Raw genomic sequence first — 24886 nt, 5'->3', positions numbered from 1 at the left:
TAGATCATATGGATGAGAGGAAAATGAAAAGGGCTTACGGGGTTTGAAGTAACTGACGTTCATAAACTATGATTCTTGAAAAAACTAATTTAAGTTTTTTTCGAAGAATGCACATCTAACACCTATTTGTTACGGATTGCGTGAGAATGCCATTTCATGGGTCATGAAAACTATTGCTATGTTAGTGACTTCAAATCAGGTAAAAAATAGTTATCCGGTTTTGGGAAACAAACAAAATAATTATATGGTTCAGGGCCGGGCTGAGCTTTCAGCCCGACTTTATTGGTTGAATCGTTTATATATAATATCTGAAAGATGTTGGGATGCTTTCGATATTCTTCACATTTAGTTCAGCGAGAATACCGCCGACTTGTCTTGAGAAAAATAAAGTAACAGGCTGCCCGCCGGTTATGCTTGAGGTGTTCCAATTCATTCGCGCTAAGCCTAAAATGTCTTTTGCCGCCGCATCGATATCCAAATCTTCATTGCTACGGATTTCTATGGGCCGTGGTATATGAGCACCTGGATAAGTTCCAAGTTCTTTAATATATCCCGTTGAGAATAGATAGGATTGTTTCCCATTAACAGTGCAAAGTGTTCCGCGATTGACGGGATAGGCGTTATGTTTAAGTAGTCTGAACGATGTCGGTAACAAATTGATCAAGTCAACAACTGGTATGCTGTTAAAAGCACGTCTAAAACCTTCTTCCTCACTTTCATTAAAAAAAGATGTTTTGTGTAGTACTACGCGTTGAGGATTGAGACCTGTACGGTAGGTATATTCCTCAATAATTTTTAAACCAAGATCGTAGGCCTGATCTTCTGATAAGTGAACCATTTTAGTCCGGTCTGGATCATAAGCAATGTCTCCACCGCGTAATGCAAAACCTTCACCGTCAGACGAGAATGCTTGTGCCAGACAGGATTTCACAACCGCTTTTTGATTGGTTTTTACGTGATGGAATGTTATGCCTACAAAACAAGTATCCGTAGACGTTGATTTCAAGCGCCAAGGTATGCCGCCCGCTTTGTAATACAGTGCAACGGAAAAGTTCCAGGCACGGGTTGCAGCATCTTGATTATCGTTTTGGTCTGTAAACAGACGGTTATGACCGATTTGAATAGGTATTTTAGCCAAAATCGCTTTGGCCTTTAAAGCACGGCGAAAATCTCGATACAGCAAATCTTCTTCTGTTTCTTGGGTGGCTTCTTCAAAAAGGGACAATTGTTGTGTGACCTTGTTGACATTGGACATTTTTTTAAAAGCAGTTTTTTCTTCTTTTGTCAGTTTCCGCTCCACATGGTGACAGGCTTCCATGACGCTGTCAGACAATGCACAAATGATCACATTAGGCCTATTATTTTCCAATTCTGATATGCGTTTAATGCCTTCTCCATACAACTCCAGCACAGCCTCAAAACGTTCCGTATTGTCTTTGAAAGATATGGCCTTTTCCAAATGATCTGCCGGGATATTAAATGTCCAGAATGGATTGGTATTTAGTTGTGACCTGAAAATTGTTTCAAACCCGTCATAATCCGGATATTGTTTGAAATTTTTCATGGTGGTAGGAATATTTGTCTTGCAAGCTTCTACCCATTGTAACGCTTTGGTAGTCATCTCTTCGGTTCCGACCAGTCCTATCCTAATCTCTTTCAACTGGGCTGCGCCGAATCGAAGATCAAATGGCCCTGCTTCTTTTAGCCCTACTTTTGGATCGGAAAAAACACCCGGTCCTCCAAATTCTAACTGTGCCGGTTCGAGTTCTACAATGCGGATTTTCATAGTTCTTCCTCCATATTAGTTGTCTCTTCCGTTTCATCTATAGCATCCTCTTCTTCTTCAGCGATCTTCGCGATTTCTTCGTCGATATCCGAGTCGTCTACGGTCAGGTCTTCATCGCCGATCTCATCTACATTCTCTACGTAATTCAGGCTTGCAGATAAATAATCATTGGATAGGATAATATCATCGTCCCAATCCTCATGTATTGAAACTGATAAACGGAAAACATCCTGTGCTCCTTTTGAAAGCACCCACATCCAAAAAGTGATATCATTCAATACATTGATATTATAATCTCGCGATGCTTTTTTTGTAGCAAGTGGTCCAATCCTTTCGGAGGCCAATAACAATTTACCGCCATCACGGGTAAACACATAAGTCGGTTCGATCAGTAGCCCCCATTGTTCGCCGAAGCGCTTAACGGAATAACTGAATGCTTTGTGCTCCCAATAACGTATTTTATCTTTCGCGGCGTTGTATCGCGGCCTCACTATGGTGCGAGTTGCTCTTTTAAACCGGGCTTGATAGGTGACTATTCGTTCGCCGTCTTCAGTTTTTGGAAAATAAGCCCGCTTTTTATCCTGGTCGACAATTAATCCTAATTTATACAGATAGGATTTCAGATAATCGTTCATCATTCTGATAAAGCGCCGGTCGCCTTCTTCCAATGCAAGGAATTCGTCGATAGCGCAATCTTGAACATTTTTTACGTCAATGATATTCCGCAAGGTATTTGTTGATTTGCGCGGGTCAGAGAAACTAAATACTTGTTTTTCATGCAGATGGAACGGTGGAAAAGAAATATTATCATAGGTGGCAAACATTTCCTTAGCGGTCCCATAAAGTGATGGGGCATAATAAATGCTATCCGGGATAGTCTTGAATTCAATGATGTTTGTTGAAAATTTGGTGGTTATTATAGAAAGCGATGACGCAGTATTTGTGACCTCATCGATAGCCTCAGGACGGCACCACATTTGAACACTGAAGACTGTATTGTCTTCTGTTGGCGAAAATTCAACGAACCCAGAGTTCTGCTCCACTCTCGTCACCACATCATAAAGACCGGAGCCTTTTTTATCCATGTCTCCGGAACTATAGAAAAGGTCGGCCAAAACGGGATTCCGGTAACCTTTAATACCACGACGTCCTTTTTTGATCTCTTCATACATAATCTCATCGTCGAAATACGGCTTTACCTCTTCGGTAAGACCGCCCGGATTTTTAATTACTAATTTATCCGGATAAATTTCAATGATATTAGGTTCATTTATTTCATAATCGCGGTGAACAAAAGAGTTGACCACAACTTCCTTCAATGCCAGGGAGTCATAGGGTAATACGTTTTCTGATTTTTCACCTTTCAATCGGAACGGCTTGTTCACCAGTGCCAAGGCGTTAGTAATTTCATTCAATTGATTCCAGAGGTTACCTTCGATCTCCTTTTCATAAACTTCACCAGTAATATCCTTATCGTCTAATATTTTTTGAAGCCAAGCGACCGTCCCTATAAAACGAACTTTGACAACGGCGCAGGGTATATATAATCTGGGTGATTTACCAAACAATAATAGTCCCGCGTTAGTAGCGTAAGTATGTTCTTTGACGTTTCGTATTAAATTCAGGTAGACCATTTGGTCTTGAAGCCAGCTGTCATCCACTTTATCGGGCATGGCAACATTTAATTTGCTGCAGTAATTGGTTACCCTTATCCTAAGTAAGGGGCGGTCAAAATCCTCCGGATCGTATACTTTACTATTTTTCAGATCGAAGTTTTGAAAATCGACCTGCCGTTCGTCTGATGCCATCACTGGTTGAACCGGCGTGATTTTCGATTTCTGCTCTTCCAGGTGCGACCAGATAACCTTATCGAAAAGATGGTCAAAGCTTTCAATTTCGACAAACTGGAAATTAGAGCCGATAGAGGCTGCTAGTGTTTTTACATAATCTGTGGCGTCTTCCGGTTTGTCGCCCTTTCGGATGCACCAATAGATACCGTTTTTAAAGTTGAATAGCTTTTCTGCGTTATTAATCAACAAATGCTGCATGATCGACGCTTCGTAACCTCGATAGCCGAGAACCACCAGCGGATAATCCTTGAGAAGAGGTTGCAAGTGTTGAATGAAAGTTTCATCCATTTTACCGATTTCCTCGATCACGTTTTTATCCGTGTAATTTTCTACAGCGCCATGCAAATAGATCGCGGCTGGATAAGGCGGCGTAGAAGAAATTTTAGTATAATCTGAAGGAGTTTTAATAATATCGATATGATGGGGTCGATTAGTTTGGTTTCTTGCCTTGGCGATACACTCGTCGAAATTAGTAGTCAACACATTTGTGATTTTCTTGAGGTGCATCAATTCGACCAGGCGCAGGTACCCAATACTAATCGGTACATCGGGATTGAGTATTTGTATCCAAAAATCCTTCCTTACTTTTTGAGGCTGCAATAGGTGTTCGACAGCATAGGGAAATAGCGTGGCTTGCGGAACGTCTTCTTTGAACCAAGATTGAGTGGCTAACAGCCATGGGTACCAGTCGCTCCTGGTAATGCGTGGGTCATTGGCGTCTTTTCCATTTTGACGTGCATAAGCCCACTTGGCCGCCAAGCTCACTACCTCGCCTGCCAGTGGAATGCCTGAAGTTACCGAAGCACCTGCACCTAATAAAAAAACAGGTTTAGGGTTTTCTTTCAATAAAGTGGCAATGATTGCCGAACTTTGAATATTCATTAATCTGCAAATAAAAAAGCAATTTACTAAAGTTTTTAGCGCACTTGCTTTTTAATTTTCCACATTCACCTGAACCTATGAATTGGCAAGAATATTGGAGATCTCGAAAATAGTGAGCAGTCCTTTCAGACCAAAGTGTCAAGTTCAAATTTGCCAGACAGCTGCCATAGTGTCCGCAGACGTCAATTAAGTTGATCAGTTTAGATGTCAGCTTCGGCGGTAAGCTGGATTACATAACCAACCATGAAAGCATCGATCATTGAAAGCGCATAATATTCAGCCCTTTTGATTTAAACACAATGGTAATCACTCAGGTTGCCAGTTGTAATATCGTATCCAGTCTATTAATTCACCAACGAGCAAATGAACCCCGGTCGAGGGGTTGGCCTGGATTGGTGGCTTGGCCCCGTGGTAGGCAAGCAATAGTTCCGCGCGCCTTGTTGCCTCTTCCTGGTTGCCAATCGCAGCGATCACCGGAACGACGGCTCCACCGTCAGTGTAGTGGTCATAGATATAAGCAGCGTATTCAGGGAAGCCCTGTATCGCGGCACCAAGCCTTTGATAAACGGTTTGCCGAGGTAAAGCAACAGTTGGATCGACATCCTCAAAATGCAGCAGGAACCAAAGTTCAAATACCTCATTGCTCATGGCCGTTCGGAATTTATTAGTAGCTATCTCCTGATGGGCCCGGTTCCAAGCTGCCGTCCGACCGGCATACAGGTCGGCATCATCCTTATCGAAAACCACCCAAGTAAAATCCACCTCTTTACCGGATTCCTTTGTTACAAGCGCTTTTTCCCTAACAGCCCGCTGTACAACACCTTCAGGGTCGCGTCCAGCACCAACCGGCTTGACATACATGGAATCGGGTGGAAACTGGGCGGCGAATAAATTGAAATAGGCAGGTTCCGTAACAGAATCCTCACATACGATCAGAAATAGTTGTTGATAACGCCTCCATCGGATAGGTCGCTCGGTCTGTTCCTGCCTGGCAGGTTTAACCAGATTGCCACGTTTTCCCATCAGATATTCAATTTGCCAAGCATTGGTATTGCGCCATAACGCCCTTCTATATAGCGCTTCTCTTTATCCGTATCCGGTCGCTCTCGACTTTTTACACCCGGCGTATCCCCGACATAAACAAAATCTGAAAGAGAATAAATTTCGGTTGATTCCCAATCATTCTTTTCGGCAAAATATATCTGATCACGACGCAGCTCGGCATAGGTAAGCAGGTTGGTGTCATGGGTGGCAAATAATATCTGTGCATCGTTTTTGTTGATGGTATTGTCCAGAAACAAGTTGATCGTGTCCAAAGTCATGATAGGGTGCAAGTTGGCTTCCAACTCATCAACGATCAACAAACCACCTTTTAAGAGTGTCCAAAGTATGGGACCACTCAGCTGGAGCGCGCGGTTAGTCCCCGCAGATTCCTGCGCGTCAAAACGCCACATGATCTGATCGGTTGTTTTCTTGCCTTGCCAGTCATAGATGTGGTGATAGGCCATCGGAATCCTTTTTTTTCGGTTGTAGCGTTCCAGGCCAGGTTTTATATCGGAATGATGGGTAGGCCCGTCATCTTTGTCCTCGATCAGGATATCCATATTGGAAAACCCGGTTTTCATGCGGGTCATGAAGTCAATGATGTGCGCCCGGTATTCAATATCGTCCCACATTTCCAGCGTCTGTTGTGCCTGCTCAGCATCATTCAATCCGTTGATGACCTTCAGGCTGTCAAACCAACGGAAGATTTCCTTACCCTCCTCGATATTAAATGCGTCGCAACTGGAAAGAAACAGGCCATTATCCCTGGTTGCGTCTATTGCACCATTAATAAGTGCTGCTGGTGCTTTAAAGGATGATGTTGCATCGATCACGTCGTTTTCGCGAAGGAATACAGGGACTTCACGTCCAGGACCTTTGCGATGCAACCATTCGGACTGGACAGTTGTTGTAAACTCAAAACCGTAGCGATAACGCAGGCCATTAAGCACAAAGATCACCTCAAAACGTGTTGGCTTCTGCGTCCATCCCTCCCTTAGCATAAAAGGCTCAAAGGGCAACGGACTGGTTGACGACAGTCGCGCAGAAATTCTGACAATCTCATTGAAAAGTACGAAGGCCATTAGCACATTGCTTTTACCGCTTCCGTTGGCTCCATATACTGACACGGCATTCAGCGCCTCATATCCCTGTAACTGTATTATATTATCCGGAAAATCGCGCTGCTTGGCAGCCGGGATCAGGCTTAGTATCTGTTTTTCGCCTATTGAGCGATAATTCGTTACATTAAATTCTAACAACATAGCATATTCGGAAATAATATCTCCAAATAACGTTATTTCAATTAAAAAAAACAAGCTCAACCAATACTTACCAAAATAATTTATTCAAAAAATTATAACCATGGAACATTTAATTGTAAAGGAATCCCGAGGGAACGAAATATTTGAAAGCAAAGAATTTCCTTTTCATGACCTGCTTTTTCGGTTCTAAAATGGCAATATACTTTTCTCCGTTCCTTGCCATCGCGTGATGGGGCTAAAACAAAATGAAACTGTATTAAAACCCAAATTCGCTTGTCGCCCTCAATTTGTATTTTCCGTCCAATTAATGGCGTATAGTATTTTACAAAGGCATCTTGATGTTCGGCGTAAATGGTCGAATGAATGAAATTGCTACCTTTCATGTTTTCCTCAGAAATACCTTCGAAATCGTCGGGATAATCTAGAGATAGATGAGCTATAAAATAGGCAGCTCGCCCCATGTAAACTTTACCGCGATCTTCTTCAGCTATTTTTCCATCGGCAACTTCTTTGTCGAGGTCGTCCAAAATAATGGTTAAATTTTCATTTATAATTTCCATTAGTTCTTTGTCACGTTTTCGCCTCATCAAATCGTTTCCCAAAAATCGAACTTTGGCTCCTGTTCTTCGGTATTTTCAAGATGGAGTTCGACTTTTTGATCTAATTTGTCTCCCGTTAGCGCATCTTGATGATAGGAAAAATCCACATCCGGACCGCTGTAATCGTTGTCTAAAATTGTGTAAGCGCACAATACGTTGAATAGCTCTAAATATGCTATCAGTTGCTTTGTCTCTGGTATTGAGCGGATCAAAATTAAATGCGAGGTTTCATCAGTAGCTGGTTTTCGAACCTGCTGTCGAAAATTACATAGTTTAACATTGGCTTTTGACTCATCAATTTGGTATATACTCTCCAGACGATCGGAAATGCTCTCGATATTAAGCCCACAATGTGCATAGTATTCTACCATGATTTTCTCTATCGCTAAGAGCAATCTAGGGGTCACTTGTAAGGGATTTTCAGCTACAAGTTCATTCGGCACAATCTGCTTCTCGACCACAACAAATTGGCGATTCATAACTGCGTTGAGCGTTTCTTCTTTTCCAAAGGTCCTCACCATTTTCTTTGCAAAAGCTTTTGCGGCCTGCTCCATCTGCCCACTAACAGCAACGCCTGGCATCCCATCTTGTTCAATTTTCTCAGCTGTCACTTTTATGCCAGTGATTTTGCCATTTTTATCCAGTTTATATTTTTCGCCTTTATCATCACTTAGTATCAGTGATGGAGCATTGTCAAACCCAAGAAAATGTAACTGTGCGCCTAAAGCCTCTTTGAGTATAGGATCAAGGTTGGTACCAAAATGTGCGTTACATTTTTTGCAGATTAGTTCTTTTGTATGCAATCGACCATTCAAACTGTCAGGAATGATATGTTCGTCGGAATTATCAAGTGGCTTAGCACAAAATATGCAGGTCTGTCTCATGCTCTTTACTCACAAATTATTACGCCTCGCTGACAAGATGATGTGCTTTGCGTCGTAAACAGCCTGTATAGCGATATCCTGCTTTTCGCCGAGCAATCTAAAGTCAAGAAATACTTTCTGACCGAAGAGATTTATAAAAGATTCAGTACAAACCTGCAAAGCATTAGTAAGAACAATAGTCATGTCATTCAATATTTGTTCGTTTGTCAACATAGGTTTAAGTGCGATCTCCTTTAAATGGGTGGTGGTGGTGGTTACATTCTCGACGCTGTTAATTACCGAAAGATTGCTTAAAAGCAGAGCATAATTTGAGTAAGAACCTGAAATGAACTTAGCATATTCTTCACTGAGTTGTTTTTCGTTCGGGGAATATCCAATGTATCTGTTTCTAACAATTTCTTTGCTGATCTCGCTATTGTCCCGGCAAATACTTTTTAAATAGTATTCACTGCTGACTATTCGTTCAAATGGCAACAATCCCATGCGTAAACTGAAGGTGTCGTCGGTTATTAACAATCGATTTGGATCATCAGTCATTAGCAACAATGTGCTAATTGCAAAATCAATAATTGGGTTTTCACCAAGATTTACCGGAGTTTGTTTAAGGGCATCGATTGTTTGGTCTGATAAAAGTACATCACAGTTGTCTGCAATCCAAGTAAGCAGACTTTCGAGGTAAGCAACCTGATCTTTCAAAAAATCAAAAGATGGATCATTGATTGCAACTTTTCCGACCTCGATCCCTGACGAGTCGAAGCGGTCAACTTTATATTGTAAACTGCTAAGCTCGTACCTGATCCGTTCAAGAACATATTTCGACAAGATGAATTTGGCGGGAAACTGGTACTGATGAAAAGTTGAGATCTGATGAAACAACAATAATGCGCTAAAGTCGATGACCATTTGGTTGCTTGCAAGGATTTGCCGGTTCGCGAATTCCTGAAGACGGATTGTGTTTATCCCATTATGATAGCGTATCAGGTTATAATAGCCACTGATAAACTTTTGATTGTACTCTGACGAGATTATTTCAGACAAGGAAATGTCGCCACGGTAGTATTTGTTAAACGATATTTCCTTCGTTTGCTCTGCAATTTTATGGCTATCGCCGAACATCGCCCACATGGTCTCGAAAAAACTGCCTGGATTTTCGGCATCTATATTCATTACCGAGAAGGGCAATCCAGCGTAAGGGTCTTCCCTTGACTGATTTAAGATCTGGTCAAATAACGCCAGATATTTGTTCATTACCCGTGTAATTTTAAAAGTATCAGAAAGATTGTTAAGTTGTCGGGTAACGGTCACCGAATCCCCCTTTCTTTTTCCAGGAAATAGTTTGTAGACCCGATGATTTAAAGCGTCCCCCGCCAGTTCGACATAAGAGACCTGGCCCTCCCGTTCAAATTTCACAAAATGGCCTGCTTCTACAGTATCATACTCCTTAAAGAAATTATAATTATCATCCCGGTTAAGAACAAGCTTTGCATAGGCCGCCCTTAATTCAATTGCCGCCGGATTTAAGGCTTTTGGGTAAAGGAGTTCAAAAGCCGCCTCGGCAAATCCGTGCATAAATAATACATCACAAACCGCTATTAAATGATTGGGCCGGTGAAAGTCGCTTAAGCGGGCTCGTTCAGCCAGTGTTGATATTTTTTGATTATACTGCGAATCATTAAGCAAATGCAAGCTGTTCGCATAAAGCGCAAGTATTGCTGAATCATCCGGCAGATGTTCAAGATAGTACTCGCAAATATCTACTATAGTTTTCCAATCTACCAGATCCTGACGTAGCTGAATTTCAAGTCTGCAAAACTGGTGGCTAAACGGAGAATTTAGCCGCCAGTGCTCAAGCAGCGACAGCAATTCGATATAGTCGCTGCCCGTTTTGTTTGCGGCATGAATATATTGATACAGTTCTCTTCCAGCAGACTTTCCATTGATATTCCGTGCCAAAATGTTAAGGGCGACCTGATACACTCCGGAAGCAAAAAAAGCAGAGCCTAAAATATCTACCAACTTCGAGTCTTCGCTGGAAAGTGCGATTTGTTGTAGGTAGGCTGAATCCTCTTCAACAGTGCTATCAAAAATTAAGGTGGCAACTTCGGTTACAAGTTGCTCCGTTTCCTGGTCGGAGAAAGTCTTGCCGGAAATGAAATCGTCTTTCGAGAAATTCTCCAGCAGGTTCATCAGTTTTATTTCAATCATCAAGTTGAGATACATCAGCAGATATTTGCTGTCGAAAATGGTTATTGATGCTGCAAATCTTTTAGATGCATCGCAATAGCCTACCCAGTCTTCCTTTTGTTGGTAACAATTCAGTAGCAATAACAGCGCTTCGGAAATAAGATCTGTCTCATTTTCCAATAGGTTGATTGCCCTGTCGACCATGCCACTTAACTGCAACGCGTTGGCCGTTTGAATAGCCATCACCGGTTCCTTCCTTACGGTTCGCTGGTAGATAGTTTCCATCTCAATCGCCTTTTCCTTATCGCTCGTCAGGCTGAATTCGGTAAGCGCCAGCAAAAACTCCAGCCGCTCAAAGCTGTCTGTAATTTCCGATCCCTTTACTTTTCCCAAAAAACGCGTCAGCATACTGTTCAGGAGCGTGATTTCTCTTCGAAATTCCTGGTTATTCTCTCGATAGTCTAAGAAATACATTCGAAAAATCTTTCTCACGGCGATATTGATCCAAAAAACAGCCTCGTAGTAACCATCAACGGTTACCTCTTTCACCTGATAATCAAAAAGATCAGGGACGATACCCTCATCTAGCATGAACCTTTGAAATTCTTCACTGGCTTCACTAAACAAGACACGTTTGAATGTAGGATCGTTATAAACCACGACGGGAACATTAGCAAGTGCTCCGGTCAGTTGTCCCGGTTCAGTCTTCGCCAAAGTATCCAATGCCCAGGCGACAGGGTTAAAAGGGTCCAATGCAAAAATCTCTGTAATAACCTGATTGGCCTGGTTTGTATCCCTTGCACGATAAAGGCATATAGCGGCCGACTGACCATAGAGAACATTGTGCCCGTCAAGATTCCAAGCCTTCAGTTTTGCACGAAAAAGATCGCCCCGGCGACTTAAAAACCCAAGACATTGACCTTTTTGGTATTCTAAAAAGGCAATGAAGTTCTGCGATGGTCTATTGGTACTGGTTTGAATACTGCTTTCCAGGCTTTCCAAAAGTCCCAGCGCGGTTGCGGGTTTGAAATCCTGTAGTGTTTTTACATAAGTTGTCACTCTGTCTTTCCATTGCAATTCCAAATCTGCTGTATATTGTTTTGCGAGATTTTCAATCCGGGCGGAAAGCTCTGTTATCTTTCTTGAAATGGCGAAGATTTCCTGGGTGTAAGTTTCTTTAATCTCCAGTTTTCGGAGGTTTTCCGACTGCGAAACCTTCGACATAAACAGATTATAAAAATTTTCCAATTCACCATCTGTTGGTGGAACTATGTCAGCTTCGTTCTCAAGCGCTCTTATCAGCTCGCTGGTATCATAATCTTCGGGTGCCATTACCCGGAACTTCAATAAACCTTCAACTATACTCGTTGAATGATAAAAAGGAGACTTTGGACCGTAATTTCTATTGTCATTATCTGAATATTCAACGACAGTATCCTGAATAACATCTTGCAATTCATCTTTAAGTGAGACACCTGGGTCGAGAAATTTGTCCATCCCTTTGCCTATAAAATAACCAGCAAGGGTTTCAGGTAAGAATGCTGACAATGCAGCTAAAATTGTGGTCAAAGGCATATTTGGTTTATATTGTTAGTTGTGTAGACTTAGTGTTTATTTGCTTGACTACAAATTGATTACCAAGTATAAATGAACGTCACTTTGGCATTTTGTTTCGTTAAACTACGTTCTGAACTTTACCTTTCTCCGCTTTAATTAAACTTTAACCTTATAATTTATGGACAAAACGGCAGTAATATGATATCGGTGCCGCCGAGCAATTTCCGACTATTTCAAAAGGTACAGCGCTATTGCGCCGATCATCATTAGCATGCCTACATAATATAAGATCGTTTCAAAAATGGTGACGATCACCGCACGGTAAGTTGGAGAACAATTGCTTTACTTTCGGTTGCACCCTATCGAGCCTACTATCCACTAATGACAATGTTTGTTTCATTTCTTGAAAAAAAGTTATGGCTCCATAGATGACATTCCCCAGATTATCATCCCCATTTTCGATTGAGATTGATTCAAGTTTTCTTCTGATCTGGTCCATCTCGCTAAAACCTGCCCTCAGCTAATTATTTTGCTTTCGGATAAGGTTGAGCCGCTCATCTATCTCCTTTAATAACAATGTGATATTCTGTATTTTATGCTTAAATTTTGCCTCACCTCCACAACCGGGTGGTCAATTTGGTGATCCAAAAAATCTATCTGTTGCCTGAGTTGGGGCTGGAAAGTTCTAAAATGGATATCAAACAAATCCTTAAGCTTGCTCGTATTATGCACTCCTCAAGCCTTTCTCGTAGTGCAAGGAAGATCTTTTCAATAAGCGTAGGATCAAAACTTGCTTTTAACGTATTTCTAGCACGTCTACAAAATTCGTTTGCGTACTCTTTAAGCTTATATACTTGCCTTGTTTGATCATAATATAAAAAATACTCTTGCAGATCGGCAATAAGCCTGTTATTAAACTCTCAAGAGTATCGCCCGGTCATGGAACCATTGATTTTAGCAGCAAAAGAAAGTGCTTGATGAACATCATTTTCGGTAAATGTTTTATCAGCAAATGAGCCATTTTCAATGCGCTCATATAGCCAAATGACATCAATACCAGCCCTTGGATCTGGAAAAAGAAGACTATATGTCGAGCCTTTTGATATTTCCTTTAGAAAATCAAAAGCATTTTCATTACGATTATCCAAGAGCACAGATTTGATTAACAATAAATCTACGATTTTAATAATAAGAGACGAAGTTAAATTTTCAAAGTTATTGACTAAAATCCAATTATATCATTGTTAAATCGGCCTAACTATCGAAGAGTAAGTAGCAATGTTAGCTGCTAGCTAATTCTATATTTTTTTATAATTTATGTCAAAAATTATTTATCTTTAATCTAGCAATTGCAACTAAAAAATACAGACAAAAAGGTGAGTGATTCGGTGAGTCGCTTTTAAAAACCCTTCCAGATAGCCATTAAACGCTGACAGTTGAACGAAGTTCACATCCCAGCGGGATCACACCAAAGACTATCAAAACGTATTAACCCTGCAATCGCACGATTATCAGGGTTTTTTTCTTTTAGAGATTTTACCAAAAAATGCACAAAATCGACTATAAAATGCCCGTCATTCGGAACGTCGTTCTTTATGATCTGAAAGCAGCTAGGCATAGCCCCCTCGATTAAACAGGTTAAAATTAACATATTCTTACCAGAGCGCAAATGTTGGAATTGAGCATTTTTTATTTCGCAGACTGGCAAGCATGGCATATGAATATTAACAAACTCACAGATTAAATTATAGAAGAAAACAGTAAGTATTGCATCGCTAATTCTTCATCCAGAGAACCTATTTCATCGGAAAATATAGGCTTCGCTGCATTTTTATATTGAGTTTTTGATTAAACTCTTTTAAGTCAAATTTATTTGCCTCATATTCTACCCGAACAGCCTCTTTGGCTCTCTGCATACATTCTTCATCTTTCCATATAGCAATTGTCATTATGGTGAGGATATTTGCACCTTCATTTTGTATCAGAACATCATCCTTTATAAATCCTTCCAGATTTTTGATCAGATCTCTATTGTAATCGAGCCTCTCTTTAAATGAAACAAAGGATGTTTCAGGGACTAAAAATTCATCAATAAAATAAACCTCATTATGCTGGCCAGGCTTTTTTTCGAGAAAATTCTTCGAAATAACGCCTAACTGTATAAAAAACTCCAATTTATCAGGCTTAGCCGTGTTACTGATTATCTTACCATTTTTTAGTTTATAGATGCTAATACCGCCTACTGTAATTTTTTTATTCGTGGCAATTATACCTTGATAATCATTTCGGTGTGTACCCGTCCAGTCATAGCATGTGATTAATTTACCGGAATCCTCAAATATCTCTTTTATCTCAAAATTTATATCAGGAAATGCTCCAAAGAGTAGTTTGTTGGAATTATTAAATTCCTTTACATAACCTTTATCAACAAATTCCTCCACTCTTTCTGTTTTCTTTTGATTTAAGATCGTCTCATACATATCGATGATCAGTGCTTTATTCTTATTCTTTCCCATATCATCCTTTTTATTTTGCGCATTGCTTGTCTGTAAGGTTGCAAAAAGAAGAAAGGGCAACCAAAAGTTCTTTTTGCTTTGTACATCCTATTTTTTACTACAAGTTTACCGATCGTAAAAATCAGATTCTTGTAAAAAATCATTGATTTAGCAAAACATATCTGGTGATTTGAAGAATTCTAAAGGTGTAAATCCAGTAAATACCTTAAAACATTTATTGAAATGTGACTGATCGTAAAAACCGTTATTAAGTGCAACCCGGACTAAAGAATCACTTAATGGTCTCGCTGTAATATTTTTTAGTTGAACGATAGAAGAAAATTGTTTAGGAGAAGAACCCACGGCTTTCCTAAACCGCTTTTCAAAAGCATCTTTGCTGAGATACAGATCGTCAGCCATTTTTTTTATTCTTATAGAACCATTTGAAGCATATATTTTTTTTATTGCTGTTGATATTAAACTATCATTTCTCTCCCTTTTAAGATTTGATAGTAAAAAGTTTTCAACTGTTACAATTTTCTGGACATTGTTTTCCGCTTCAGCTAACCGCTCCACTAAAATTTCTAAATCTTGTTTTTGAAAGAAATTATCGAGAGATACAGTTCCTTCAAACAATTCGTAAACAGAATGATCAAAGAATGCCTTCGCCCCCATTTCCGTAAATAAAATGATAACTGTCGCAGATTCATCAAAATAATGAATAACTCGGGCTGACTTTCTCAAGCCTGTAATGGTTGAATTAGGTAGATTTAGCTGGTTACTTGTATGCAAATAACTCACTTGCCCTTTGTAACAAAGGGAAATAGCAATAGAAGTATTAGGCAAAACAATGTTTGTCGTTGCTTCTGGGCTTTCAATAACTTTGAACGACCGAATGAAAGGCCGTAAAGCATCTGTTGGTATATAATTTCCGATTCTCATCATTGTCAAGTCTAATGCATTAACTTGGATTTTCAACTATCAACCTTCGAATTTTGCTGACCTTAAAACATGCCCCCAAATTTATCAATTTTACGGAGTATGGCTTTTTCTAATTTAAGCAAAAAATGCGCATTCACCGCACCAAAAATAGGGATGCAGAAATTATGCAGAAAGAGGTTTGTAATACGATAAAAACTGTAAAAGACAAATTTGAGATAACGGTGTATGACTTTATCCCCCACGAAATTAAGCATATACGTTTTATCTGCAGGGTCATCATTCAGTAAAAAAAGACACAACGATAAATTTTAAAGCTGATCCTACACGAGAAGCACAGACCATCATTATGCCTTTTGAAAACTTCAATAACAACGACGGCCTAATCGTTGTTATTCGAAATCGCTCATATATCGTCTCGGGATTCAGCTATAAAGCTGGTTATAAGTACGGGATGCTCGGACCAGGCGGACAATGTGAATGTGAGGGTGGCACTTACGAGAAAGTCAACGGAGTAGAGGTAGTTTCAGGCTGGTTGGTTAAAAAGGATGGGCTATTGAATTATAAAGTGCATTGATACCTTAATCAAATCTGCTATATGATTATCAAAATTAGGATTTAAATCAGGATAAGTTTGGATCACATATCTAAACGGATAAATTATCCTTACGTCAATCAATAAAAATTAAATAACTACAATAGCACAAGGGAGATTAGGAAATGTTTAAACTTTGGTCTGACGTATGTTTTTTCGCCATCTAACATTCCTATAATAGTTTCTCTATCTTGAACTTGCAATTCCTGTCTTGTCCATCGCTATCAATAAAGTTCACTTCAATATCTTTATTTTCATTCAACAGCATTTTCCGATAATCCTTTAAATCCTGGGTTTTCAATTTATTGATGGCGGTAATTACCTGTCCCTTCCGAAGGCCGCAGCGATAGGCCGCAGACTGCTCGAAAATTTCATCTATAACAACCTTGCCCCCTTGCAGGATAATTTTAAAGGGCGCAACAGCGGTAGTAAAATCCTGTTGATATAAAAAATTCGGCTTCAGGTAAAGTTTTTTGTTGCTATAGTCCAAAATAAAATCGAAACGATGTATAATCTGGCTGCCCAATATACCCAGGTATTTTTTAGAAGAACTTACTCCTTCTTTGTCTGAGGATATACTTACGGGAAGCTTTCCATTGAAAACATACGGACCGATTGAAAGAGAACTAATGGCAGCAAGTGTATTGGCGCTTTTAGTGGTTAAACTATTATGTGAACCCGAAACAGTTTTGCCGACTTTTCCTATCAAATTATGCTCTTGCTGGAAAGGTGTATTAAAAAACAGAACCAGGGCTGCACCGCTATCAAACAATATATCGCCGGAAAGTTTTTCCCCATTCAATAAATGAACATCAACGGCAAAACGCGGAATGGGTACTCCTTCATCTAAAAAGAAGTCTATGGCTTTGTAATTCGATGTGTCCAACCTGGTTTTAAAAGGATATAGCAATATCTGTCTTTTGGTAATATTTATAACGGTTAAATAATTACTCAAAATATCATTACCAATAATACCATCAAACTTTCTACCGACCGTTGCATTTAGCCTGGAAAGATCATCGAGAACAAAATTCAGATGATCAATAGTTACCGATTCGTTTAGAAAAATTTTTTGCCCCGTAGTATAGCTATACATCTTGGTACCCCCCGCCCCACGAATCTCCTGATGCAGATCTGCTTTGATATTAAATTTTTCGGCTACATGGCTATCAAGCAAAATGGTAGAGGCACCTGTATCAAAAAAAAAGGTTAACGAATCCTTACCATTCAAGGCGGGCAATTTGACCAAAATACTTTTATTATCATATAATTCAAATGGAAGTATAATTTGTGAATACGTTAATACATGAAATAAATTAAATAATAGAAAAAAAACAAGGGATGCACGCAGTTTCGATGGCATTGGTTGATCGATTAAGATTTACGGACGATTAATTTCGTGTAATTTATATAAATTATTCCTTTTATGGTATCTAGAATTAATTCATTTATCGATTACTCAAAAGAAAGCCACTATTAAAATTAATATACTACCGAACAAACTTTCGAATTGGGATATGAAGCGTATTGAAAGGTAAATCCTCAAGAGAATTTCTATGATATTTACTTACCATACCTTAGACCAACTTTCTCTTTACCTATTAGTTACCTATTATGAACCATTCAATTCACAGCGAGGCAAATATTTGATCTACCTGGTCTACATCAGGGCTACAACTCTACCCAAGCAAGTGCTTAGCAGTATGCAAGCAGACACCGCACGAGCCTGGCTGGAAGGTGACCCAAACGTGGGGTAAAGGTGGCATGAAGCAGGAGTTGGAAAACTTTTTTTGGAACTTTTTTTCAGATGGATTGATTTGGGCAATCATCCCTGTTGATTATTCCAATATAATCAAATTATGGTGAAACAAGTAAAAAAGCTTATTAATTTTCGGCAAGGTCAGTAGAAAGAAAATTATTTGTGTCTGGCCCAAGCGTTGCGAATATCCTACTGATTAATAGTGGAACAGCGTTCGTAATTCGCTTCGTGGAGTTGATCAACTCAATTTTATTCACCTATCCAGAGGTGAGATTGCTAACTATTAGTCGGGTAAACCAAATGAAGCTGTTTTGTTTCCGGTTACCTCTTCCCCATCCATACCTGTATGTACTAAATCAATGTAAGCTGAAATATCTGCTTTAAAGCATTAGTGAGGATTTTAAGGTTTGAATAATTAAATGAGGTATTAGCTCAAAGCATAACCGCAACTGTAGAGCAACACGAAACCTGGTTCAATACCTCTTTTATATGCTATTTTATGATTGCTGCACCTCAAGCTGCAAACCACTTAGATACTTATACAGTCCTTATTCAATTCTCATGAGTTCCTGGTGGGTGCCTGATTCAACAATTTGCCCCTTTTCCATGACCAGTATCCTGTCTGCTTCACGAATGGTAGATAATCGGTGCGCGATGATGATAGACGTCCGTCCGCTCATTAATTCTTCAAGTGCTTCCTGCACCAGGCGTTCCGATTCAGAGTCGAGCGAAGAAGTGGCTTCATCCAAAATCAATATAGACGGATTTTTTAACAGCGCCCGGGCGATGGCAATACGCTGACGTTGCCCGCCCGATAGTTTTACGCCACGTTCTCCAACAACTGTTTCGTAGCTTTCTGGAAATGCACTGATAAAATCATGTGCATTTGCCCTTTTAGCAGCCTGTATAACTTCTGTTTTTGTGGCCGTTAGCTTTCCATAGGCGATGTTCTCCAATATCGTTCCGCCAAATAACATCACATCCTGTGGCACAATCGCGATCTGACTCCGTATATCTGTAAGCGAATAGGAAGAGGCTGGTTTGCCATCGAACAGTATTTCGCCGCTTTGAGGATGGTAAAATTGTAGTATCAGTCCAGCAGTAGTCGATTTACCTGAGCCACTTGGACCTACTATAGCTATTTTTTGTCCGGCTTTAGCTTCGAAAGATACCTGGTTTAAAACCTCTACTTTCGGCCTTGAGGGATAGGCAAAATTGACGTTTTTAAAAGCGAGGTTCCCCGCTATTTGTTGTTTTGCCACCTTATCCTTTTCGACTATAGATACAGGTTCTCCCTGCTCGCCCAATATCTCCAGCACCCTTTCGCTGGCGCCTACAGCCTTTTGCAGGTTGGCAAAAAGTTCGGGAAAACTACCCAAAGAACTGCCGAGGAACATTGCATAAAGTGAAAATTTTAAAAGTTCGCCAAAGGTAATTTCCTGCTGACTGACCAGGATACAGCCATAACCGATCACCCCAAGTACACTTCCAAAAACACAAAGTACGATGAAGGATACAAACATGCCCCTGAATTTCGCTCCCTTAATGGCAATATCGGCTACCTCACGGATGGTATTCTTATACCTTGCGGCTTCAAAAGCTTCATTTACAAATGCCTTTACATTTGAAATGCCCGATAGGGTTTCTTCAACAATGCTGTTTGATTCGGCCATTTTATCCTGGGCCTGGCGCGAAATCTTTTTGATAAATCGCCCAAACAACACAGCAAACACAATCATTACGGGTAAAATCAAAAGCAGGACAAAAACCAGTTTTTTCGAAATGATGGCCATAAAAGCAAGGCCACCTATAAACAATACAAACTGCCGTAACATTTCAGCGATGGTGGTAGTTAAGGTATCCTGAACCTGCGATAGGTCGGCAGAGATCCTGCTGTTAAGCTCTCCAACCCTGCGGTTGGAAAAAAAGTTCATCGGCAAGGTGATCAACTTGAAATAGGTGTCGCGCCTGATATCGGCAAGAGAACGCTCTGCTACATTGACAAACCATAAGATTCTAAAATAAGATACCACCGCTTGCAATGCCAACACGAAAAAGGCTAACATTAAGATTCCGGGTATGGTATCCGGCAAATAATTATTAGAGCGTTTGCCCTGTGCTGTATCAATTAATGCACCGATAAAAGACGGAAAGGCCAGTCCAACCAAACTCGATAAAAAGAGAAAAAAAAGCGCTGCAATGAATTTTCCACGATAGGGTTTTAGATAAGTGAGTAAACGGTTAACATTGCTCAAACTTTTCCTGTTTATTTTTGCTTTTGATAATTCAACGCCCGGTGCATTACCGCTGTTTAGCTGTTTTCTCGCCATTATTTTGATGTGATCCTGTTTATGTTGCGATTTCCGCTCTATTGCTTATACTTGCGCCAAAGGGGGTTTTGATAGTGAAGACGGATCAATGCCGAAAATACTTTAAATATCTTCATACATTTAAGCAGTTTATCCTCTTCGCGTGGTTAATTTTCTCCAGCTTTCCAGAAATGGTTTCTTCGGCTAAAACAAGCCTGTAAAATGTCTTCGCTACACCAAAATTGTTCGTATTTGAAAAATAATTTGATAATATCATTTAATAAAAACATAATCACTTTGTTCCGAACACCATTCTATTCTACTGATTATCAGAACACTATTTTTTTTGTCGTTTAGTCGGTTAAAACTATCCAATAAGTACTCAATTACCGCTTAAATTCTAAAACTTATTTAATTAAACTCATTGATGTTTCGAATATTTACATTGGGCATATTTTTAAATATATCCTGCATGTACTTTCTATGGTTTGCTCCGGCAATAACAACTACTTTTTTAGCACCTGCTATTTTAGCCCTGTTCATTACATTTTGACACATTCCTTTATTTCTCATTATCCACCAATGTATTTTAGAAAGCATTTCTTCTTTAGGAAATCCTTCTAAATTATACATAACGGGCAGGTAGAAATCTCCTGAGGCTGAAATGCCGGCAGCCTCATCAGTGTTTAGCCATTCGGTTACAGTATTCGAAGAATTTTCAATATTTTCATATTTCTTAAAGCCATCATTCATAACAGCCAGCGCTAATTTCAACTTAGATTCAACTACAGCCGTCATATCCTTTTTAAATAAATTAAACGCGATGTCAAATGCTGTCCAGGAAGCCTGCCAATTTAAATCGAAGTCCTGGCAATCCATTGACAGCAATTCGCGAATTCCAAATTACTGCATCATCGGAAATGCAATAAAAGCATATTCCGATGTTTTCAATCTTTTCATACTTCGTCCGGTGGTATCTAATTGAGGGCTAAGCAATTTTTGTACATAATTTTCCAGTTCGACATCAGGTTTTTGTTTTAAAAAATTATGGACCTGCCAGAATTGATAGTGTCCATTCGCCACGTCCTGATCAAGGTAATAAGCGTGCGCAAGGTCAGCTTTAATGCGAAAATCATTAGGTTTAAGTAGAGCGCGTTTTTTTAAACTGTCAATCGTAGGCATTAATAACTCATTTTTGATATTCCGATTATTTCTTAACCTTTTTAGTCGGATGATATTCTGTTGTTTACACCAATAATCCATTACCAGCCGCTCGTCATCTTTACTCAGAAACTCACCAAAAAAGGCATCGGGTTTAAACTTTTTGATTTTTTGATAGATGCTGGAAAAATCCTGTTTGGGATATTTACTATAATCATGGGAAACCCCTATTAATAAGATATCAATATCCTGTGCGTCAGCTTTTATTGAAATAAAAAAAAAAGAAAAAAAAGATATACTTCATATTTTTATAGATAATTAGCTTATTTGGTATTTGAGTTGGTCTATATGCTAAAATATGACTTTGAAAACCGGTTCCACGCTAAAGTTAAAGATAAATCAGATCGTTTTTACATCATTAACCGGTTAATTTAATTTGACCGACTAATCAATTTTCTCTGTCCGGTTGAAAATTGTACTTTTCCAAAAGAATACAGCCGGTTATACCATTTAGCTATAAAATGAAAAAAATCTTTGTACTTACCCTTTTACTTTTTTCTACGACCTTAGTTTTCGGACAAAAAAAGAGTTCGATAGAAACTAACAGAAGTAAACCTTTTGTTTTAGGTCTAATAGATGAAATCCAATCAAAAGTATTGGCGGAGAAAAGAATCCTGAACATCTATCTTCCGGAAGGTTATCAACAAAGCGACACCATAAATTATCCGGTAATCTATTTGCTGGATGGCTCCGCTGATGAAGATTTTGTTCATATTGTAGGGCTTGTACAATTTAACAGTTTTGAATGGGTAAATCAGCTTCCTAAATCAATTGTAGTAGGCATTGCCACAGTTGACCGTAAAAGAGATTTCACTTTTCCAACATCGATTGCACGCGATCAAAAAAGCTACCCCACTACCGGCCACTCCGATCATTTTATTTCTTTTATTGAAAAAGAGCTTGAGCCTTACATTCAGTCAAAGTATAAAACGAATAACAACAAAACCATTATCGGTCAGTCTTTAGGAGGTTTGCTGGCTGCTGAGATTTTAATTAAAAAACCTACACTATTTAATCGATATATTATTATTAGCCCTAGTATATGGTGGGACAATGGTTCGTTATTAAAAGAGGAATCAAAAATCAGTGACGGCAATTTTAACCAGCATATAAAGGTTTATATTGCAGTTGGAAAAGAAGGCTTAACGCCAACCGAAATCCCCCGGGTAATGGAAGTGGATGCAAATTTATTGACCGAAAAGATCAAAAGCTATAAAAGTAAAAATGTAAAAGTGTATTTCGATTTTTTACCGCAAGAGAACCATGCAACCATTATGCACCAGGCAGTTTCCAATGCTTTTAAATTTCTTTATCCTATCGCAAAAAAGGACTAGGACTGGTTAAATGCCTACCAATCAAAATAGGAAGTAAATGACTTTCGGCTACAAGAAAATACTTTTCGGCTACAAGGGTGGAGAAACCAAATCTGAACTTTGCTTCATTAAATGATATCAAAATGAAAGTATTTGTTACAGGTGCTACAGGTTTCGTAGGAACGGCCGTAGTGAAGGAATTATTAGCTCATGGGCACCAGGTTTTGGGATTGGCCCGCTCGGAAGAATCAGAAAAAAAATTGCTTGCAACCGGTGCAGCAGCACTGCGCGGAGATTTAAACGACTTTGATAGTTTAAAATCAGGTGCTATAGACTCCGATGCGGTGATTCATCTTGGGTTTGTTCACGATTTTACAAAATTTGAAGAAATGTGTAAACTTGATGGAAAAGTAATTGAAGCCATAGGTGAAGCTTTAATAGGGACAGGCAAACCTTTTCTCATCACTTCAGGAACGGCACTTTTTTCAAAAGACGGGATCACAACAGAAAGAGATCTTACTGTAAATAATCCTTATCCCCGAATCGCAACAGAAAATGCAGCCGATGCCGTAGCGGCAAAAGGGGTAAAAGTTGCGGTGATCAGGCTCTCACCATCCGTTCACGGCAAAGGAGATGTTATTGGTTTTGTTCCAACATCCATTAACATTGCAAAAGATAAAGGAAAGGCTGCGATGATTAATGAAGGCAGTAATTTTTGGCCGGCCGTACACGTGCTGGATGCGGCCAAATTATATCGTTTAGCTTTGGAAAAACCTTTTATAAGCGGAACTAGATATCACGCAGTTGCTGAACAGGGCGTTCAATTCAAAGAAATTTCAGCTTTTATTGCCGAAAAATTGCAGATTCCACTTGTTTCCTTAACTAACGATGAAGCGTTAGTGCATTTTGGCTGGTTTGCACATTTTGCAAAACTTAATAATTTATGTTCTAGTGAGGAAACCCAGACAAGGTTAGGCTGGAATCCTCAGCACCCTACGTTGATGGAAGATTTGAAAAGTGATGTTTATTTCCCGGAGGTAGAATAGTCTTTACTCCTAAATTCATTAAATTTGATTAAATATTAAACTGATGTCTGATTCGCTGATAAGAATAAAAACCATCTCTCAATTTCATACTTTGCGTGGCTTGCCAAAGCCAAAACATCCGCTCATCAGTGTGATTAATTTTGAAGATATGGCGCCAGCGCTGGAAAGTGTGAAGCAGCGTTTGATATTTGATTTTTATATGATTTCTGTCAAAAGAGGGATGGATCATAAATATAAGTACGGACAACAGGATTACGATTTTGATGAAGGCGTGATGTTCTGTATGGCACCGCATCAGGTACTAAGCGTAATGCGGGAAGAAAATGGCAAAAATCCGTCTGGATGGATGATGATGATCCATCCGGATTTTCTTTGGAACACAGCTTTGGCAGGTGCAATCAAAAAATATGAATTCTTTGATTATTCCGTAAACGAAGCCCTATTTTTATCTGAAGATGAAGAAATCAAAATCCAACAGATTACGGAGAATATTAAACAGGAGTATCAGACCAACATCGATAAATTTAGTCAGAACATTATTATTTCTCAGCTGGAAACACTGTTGAACTATTCGGAGCGGTTTTACCAGCGACAGTTTATTACGCGTCATAAAGCCCATCACCAGTTTTTGGAACGTCTGGAAATGCTGCTCAAAGACTATTTTGAAGGAAATAATCTCAAAGAAAATGGTCTACCCAGTGTTCGGTTTCTATCAGAAAAATTTAATATGTCGCAGTACTACATGCGGACCCTTCTAAGAACGTTGACCGGACAAACTACACAACAGCACATCCACGAAAAGTTGATTGAAAAAGCCAAAGAAAGACTTTCCACAACTGAACTTTCAGTGAGTGAAATTGCTTACGAATTAGGATTTGAGCATTCTCAATCTTTTAATAAGTTATTTAAAGCTAAAACAGATATTTCGCCGCTTGAATTCAGAAAGTCGTTAAATTAAAATCATGCTGATTCATCAGGTTTATTCACAGGAGTAAAAGGTATAAAATTTTTATAGATGTTGGTGTCGAGACGATGTATTTGTCAAAAGCGACCATCTATTTGAATGCTCACCAAGGCTAAATGCAATTCCTCGTTTCTTATCGCTAGCTACCATGAAAAGACTATTTATCAGGTAGTTTTTACTGCTTATAAATTCCGCTA

The 24886-nt window shown here is 39.3% G+C and carries 17 protein-coding genes; 3 read left to right on the top strand and 14 right to left on the bottom strand.

Translation table 11 applies throughout. From position 1 onward, the window contains the following. Positions 1–295 precede the first annotated feature (295 nt). From PGN18_RS04680 to PGN18_RS04615, 14 genes are all read right to left on the bottom strand, one after another. Positions 296–1786 (bottom strand): argonaute/piwi family protein, encoded by a 1491-nt coding sequence (locus PGN18_RS04680; RefSeq protein ID WP_335318195.1) that lies wholly within the window; start codon positions 1784–1786, stop codon positions 296–298. Beyond that, on the bottom strand, positions 1783–4518 hold the full coding sequence (locus PGN18_RS04675; RefSeq protein WP_335318194.1) for an ATP-binding protein: 2736 nt from the start codon (positions 4516–4518) through the stop codon (positions 1783–1785). Before PGN18_RS04675 ends, PGN18_RS04680 begins: the two co-directional genes overlap by 4 nt. 306 nt (positions 4519–4824) lie before the next feature. Further along, positions 4825–5541 (bottom strand): RloB family protein, encoded by a 717-nt coding sequence (locus PGN18_RS04670; protein WP_335318193.1) that lies wholly within the window; start codon positions 5539–5541, stop codon positions 4825–4827. Beyond that, positions 5541–6824 carry an AAA family ATPase gene (locus tag PGN18_RS04665; RefSeq protein ID WP_335318192.1) on the bottom strand — a complete coding sequence of 428 codons (1284 nt, stop codon included), beginning with the start codon at positions 6822–6824 and terminating at the stop codon, positions 5541–5543. The genes PGN18_RS04670 and PGN18_RS04665 overlap by 1 nt, the downstream gene beginning before the upstream one ends. A gap of 92 nt (positions 6825–6916) precedes the next feature. Beyond that, a complete protein-coding gene (locus PGN18_RS04660; RefSeq protein WP_335318191.1) occupies positions 6917–7384 on the bottom strand; it encodes a hypothetical protein in 468 nt (155 codons plus the stop codon). Between the two features lie 26 nt (positions 7385–7410). Further along, positions 7411–8307 carry an HNH endonuclease gene (locus PGN18_RS04655; protein WP_335318190.1) on the bottom strand — a complete coding sequence of 299 codons (897 nt, stop codon included), beginning with the start codon at positions 8305–8307 and terminating at the stop codon, positions 7411–7413. Positions 8308–8316: 9 nt separating this feature from the next. After that, positions 8317–12066 (bottom strand): PIN domain-containing protein, encoded by a 3750-nt coding sequence (locus PGN18_RS04650; RefSeq protein WP_335318189.1) that lies wholly within the window; start codon positions 12064–12066, stop codon positions 8317–8319. Between the two features lie 902 nt (positions 12067–12968). After that, the gene (locus PGN18_RS04645) at positions 12969–13196 is read right to left on the bottom strand and encodes a hypothetical protein (RefSeq protein ID WP_335318188.1); all 228 of its coding nucleotides are present in this window, start codon (positions 13194–13196) and stop codon (positions 12969–12971) included. 648 nt (positions 13197–13844) lie between these two features. Continuing rightward, a complete protein-coding gene (locus PGN18_RS04640; RefSeq protein ID WP_335318187.1) occupies positions 13845–14564 on the bottom strand; it encodes an ester cyclase in 720 nt (239 codons plus the stop codon). Positions 14565–14711: 147 nt separating this feature from the next. After that, positions 14712–15488 (bottom strand): helix-turn-helix domain-containing protein, encoded by a 777-nt coding sequence (locus PGN18_RS04635; RefSeq protein WP_335318186.1) that lies wholly within the window; start codon positions 15486–15488, stop codon positions 14712–14714. A gap of 761 nt (positions 15489–16249) precedes the next feature. After that, on the bottom strand, positions 16250–17326 hold the full coding sequence (locus PGN18_RS04630; protein ID WP_335318185.1) for an aspartyl protease family protein: 1077 nt from the start codon (positions 17324–17326) through the stop codon (positions 16250–16252). A 1058-nt stretch (positions 17327–18384) separates the two neighbouring features. After that, positions 18385–20166 (bottom strand): ABC transporter ATP-binding protein, encoded by a 1782-nt coding sequence (locus PGN18_RS04625; RefSeq protein WP_335318184.1) that lies wholly within the window; start codon positions 20164–20166, stop codon positions 18385–18387. Positions 20167–20556: 390 nt separating this feature from the next. Then, complete coding sequence (locus PGN18_RS04620) at positions 20557–20943, bottom strand: DUF5694 domain-containing protein (RefSeq protein WP_335318183.1); 387 nt, start codon at positions 20941–20943, stop codon at positions 20557–20559. Positions 20944–21048: 105 nt separating this feature from the next. Beyond that, entirely contained in the window at positions 21049–21327 is a 279-nt protein-coding gene (locus PGN18_RS04615; RefSeq protein ID WP_335318182.1) for a hypothetical protein, read from the bottom strand. Between the two features lie 500 nt (positions 21328–21827). On the opposite strand from PGN18_RS04615, the gene PGN18_RS04610 reads away from it, so the two are divergent. From PGN18_RS04610 to PGN18_RS04600, 3 genes are all read left to right on the top strand, one after another. Continuing rightward, a complete protein-coding gene (locus tag PGN18_RS04610) occupies positions 21828–22700 on the top strand; it encodes an alpha/beta hydrolase (RefSeq protein WP_335318181.1) in 873 nt (290 codons plus the stop codon). Positions 22701–22822: 122 nt separating this feature from the next. Continuing rightward, positions 22823–23725 (top strand): SDR family oxidoreductase, encoded by a 903-nt coding sequence (locus PGN18_RS04605; RefSeq protein ID WP_335318180.1) that lies wholly within the window; start codon positions 22823–22825, stop codon positions 23723–23725. 43 nt (positions 23726–23768) lie between these two features. Further along, positions 23769–24683 (top strand): helix-turn-helix domain-containing protein, encoded by a 915-nt coding sequence (locus PGN18_RS04600; protein ID WP_335318179.1) that lies wholly within the window; start codon positions 23769–23771, stop codon positions 24681–24683. Positions 24684–24886 lie beyond the last annotated feature (203 nt).

This window comes from Pedobacter terrae, from assembly GCF_036946585.1.
Taxonomy (GTDB): domain Bacteria; phylum Bacteroidota; class Bacteroidia; order Sphingobacteriales; family Sphingobacteriaceae; genus Pedobacter; species Pedobacter terrae_C.
The sequence above is the reverse complement of the archived record's forward strand: the minus strand, read 5'-3'. Positions and strand labels throughout refer to the sequence as shown.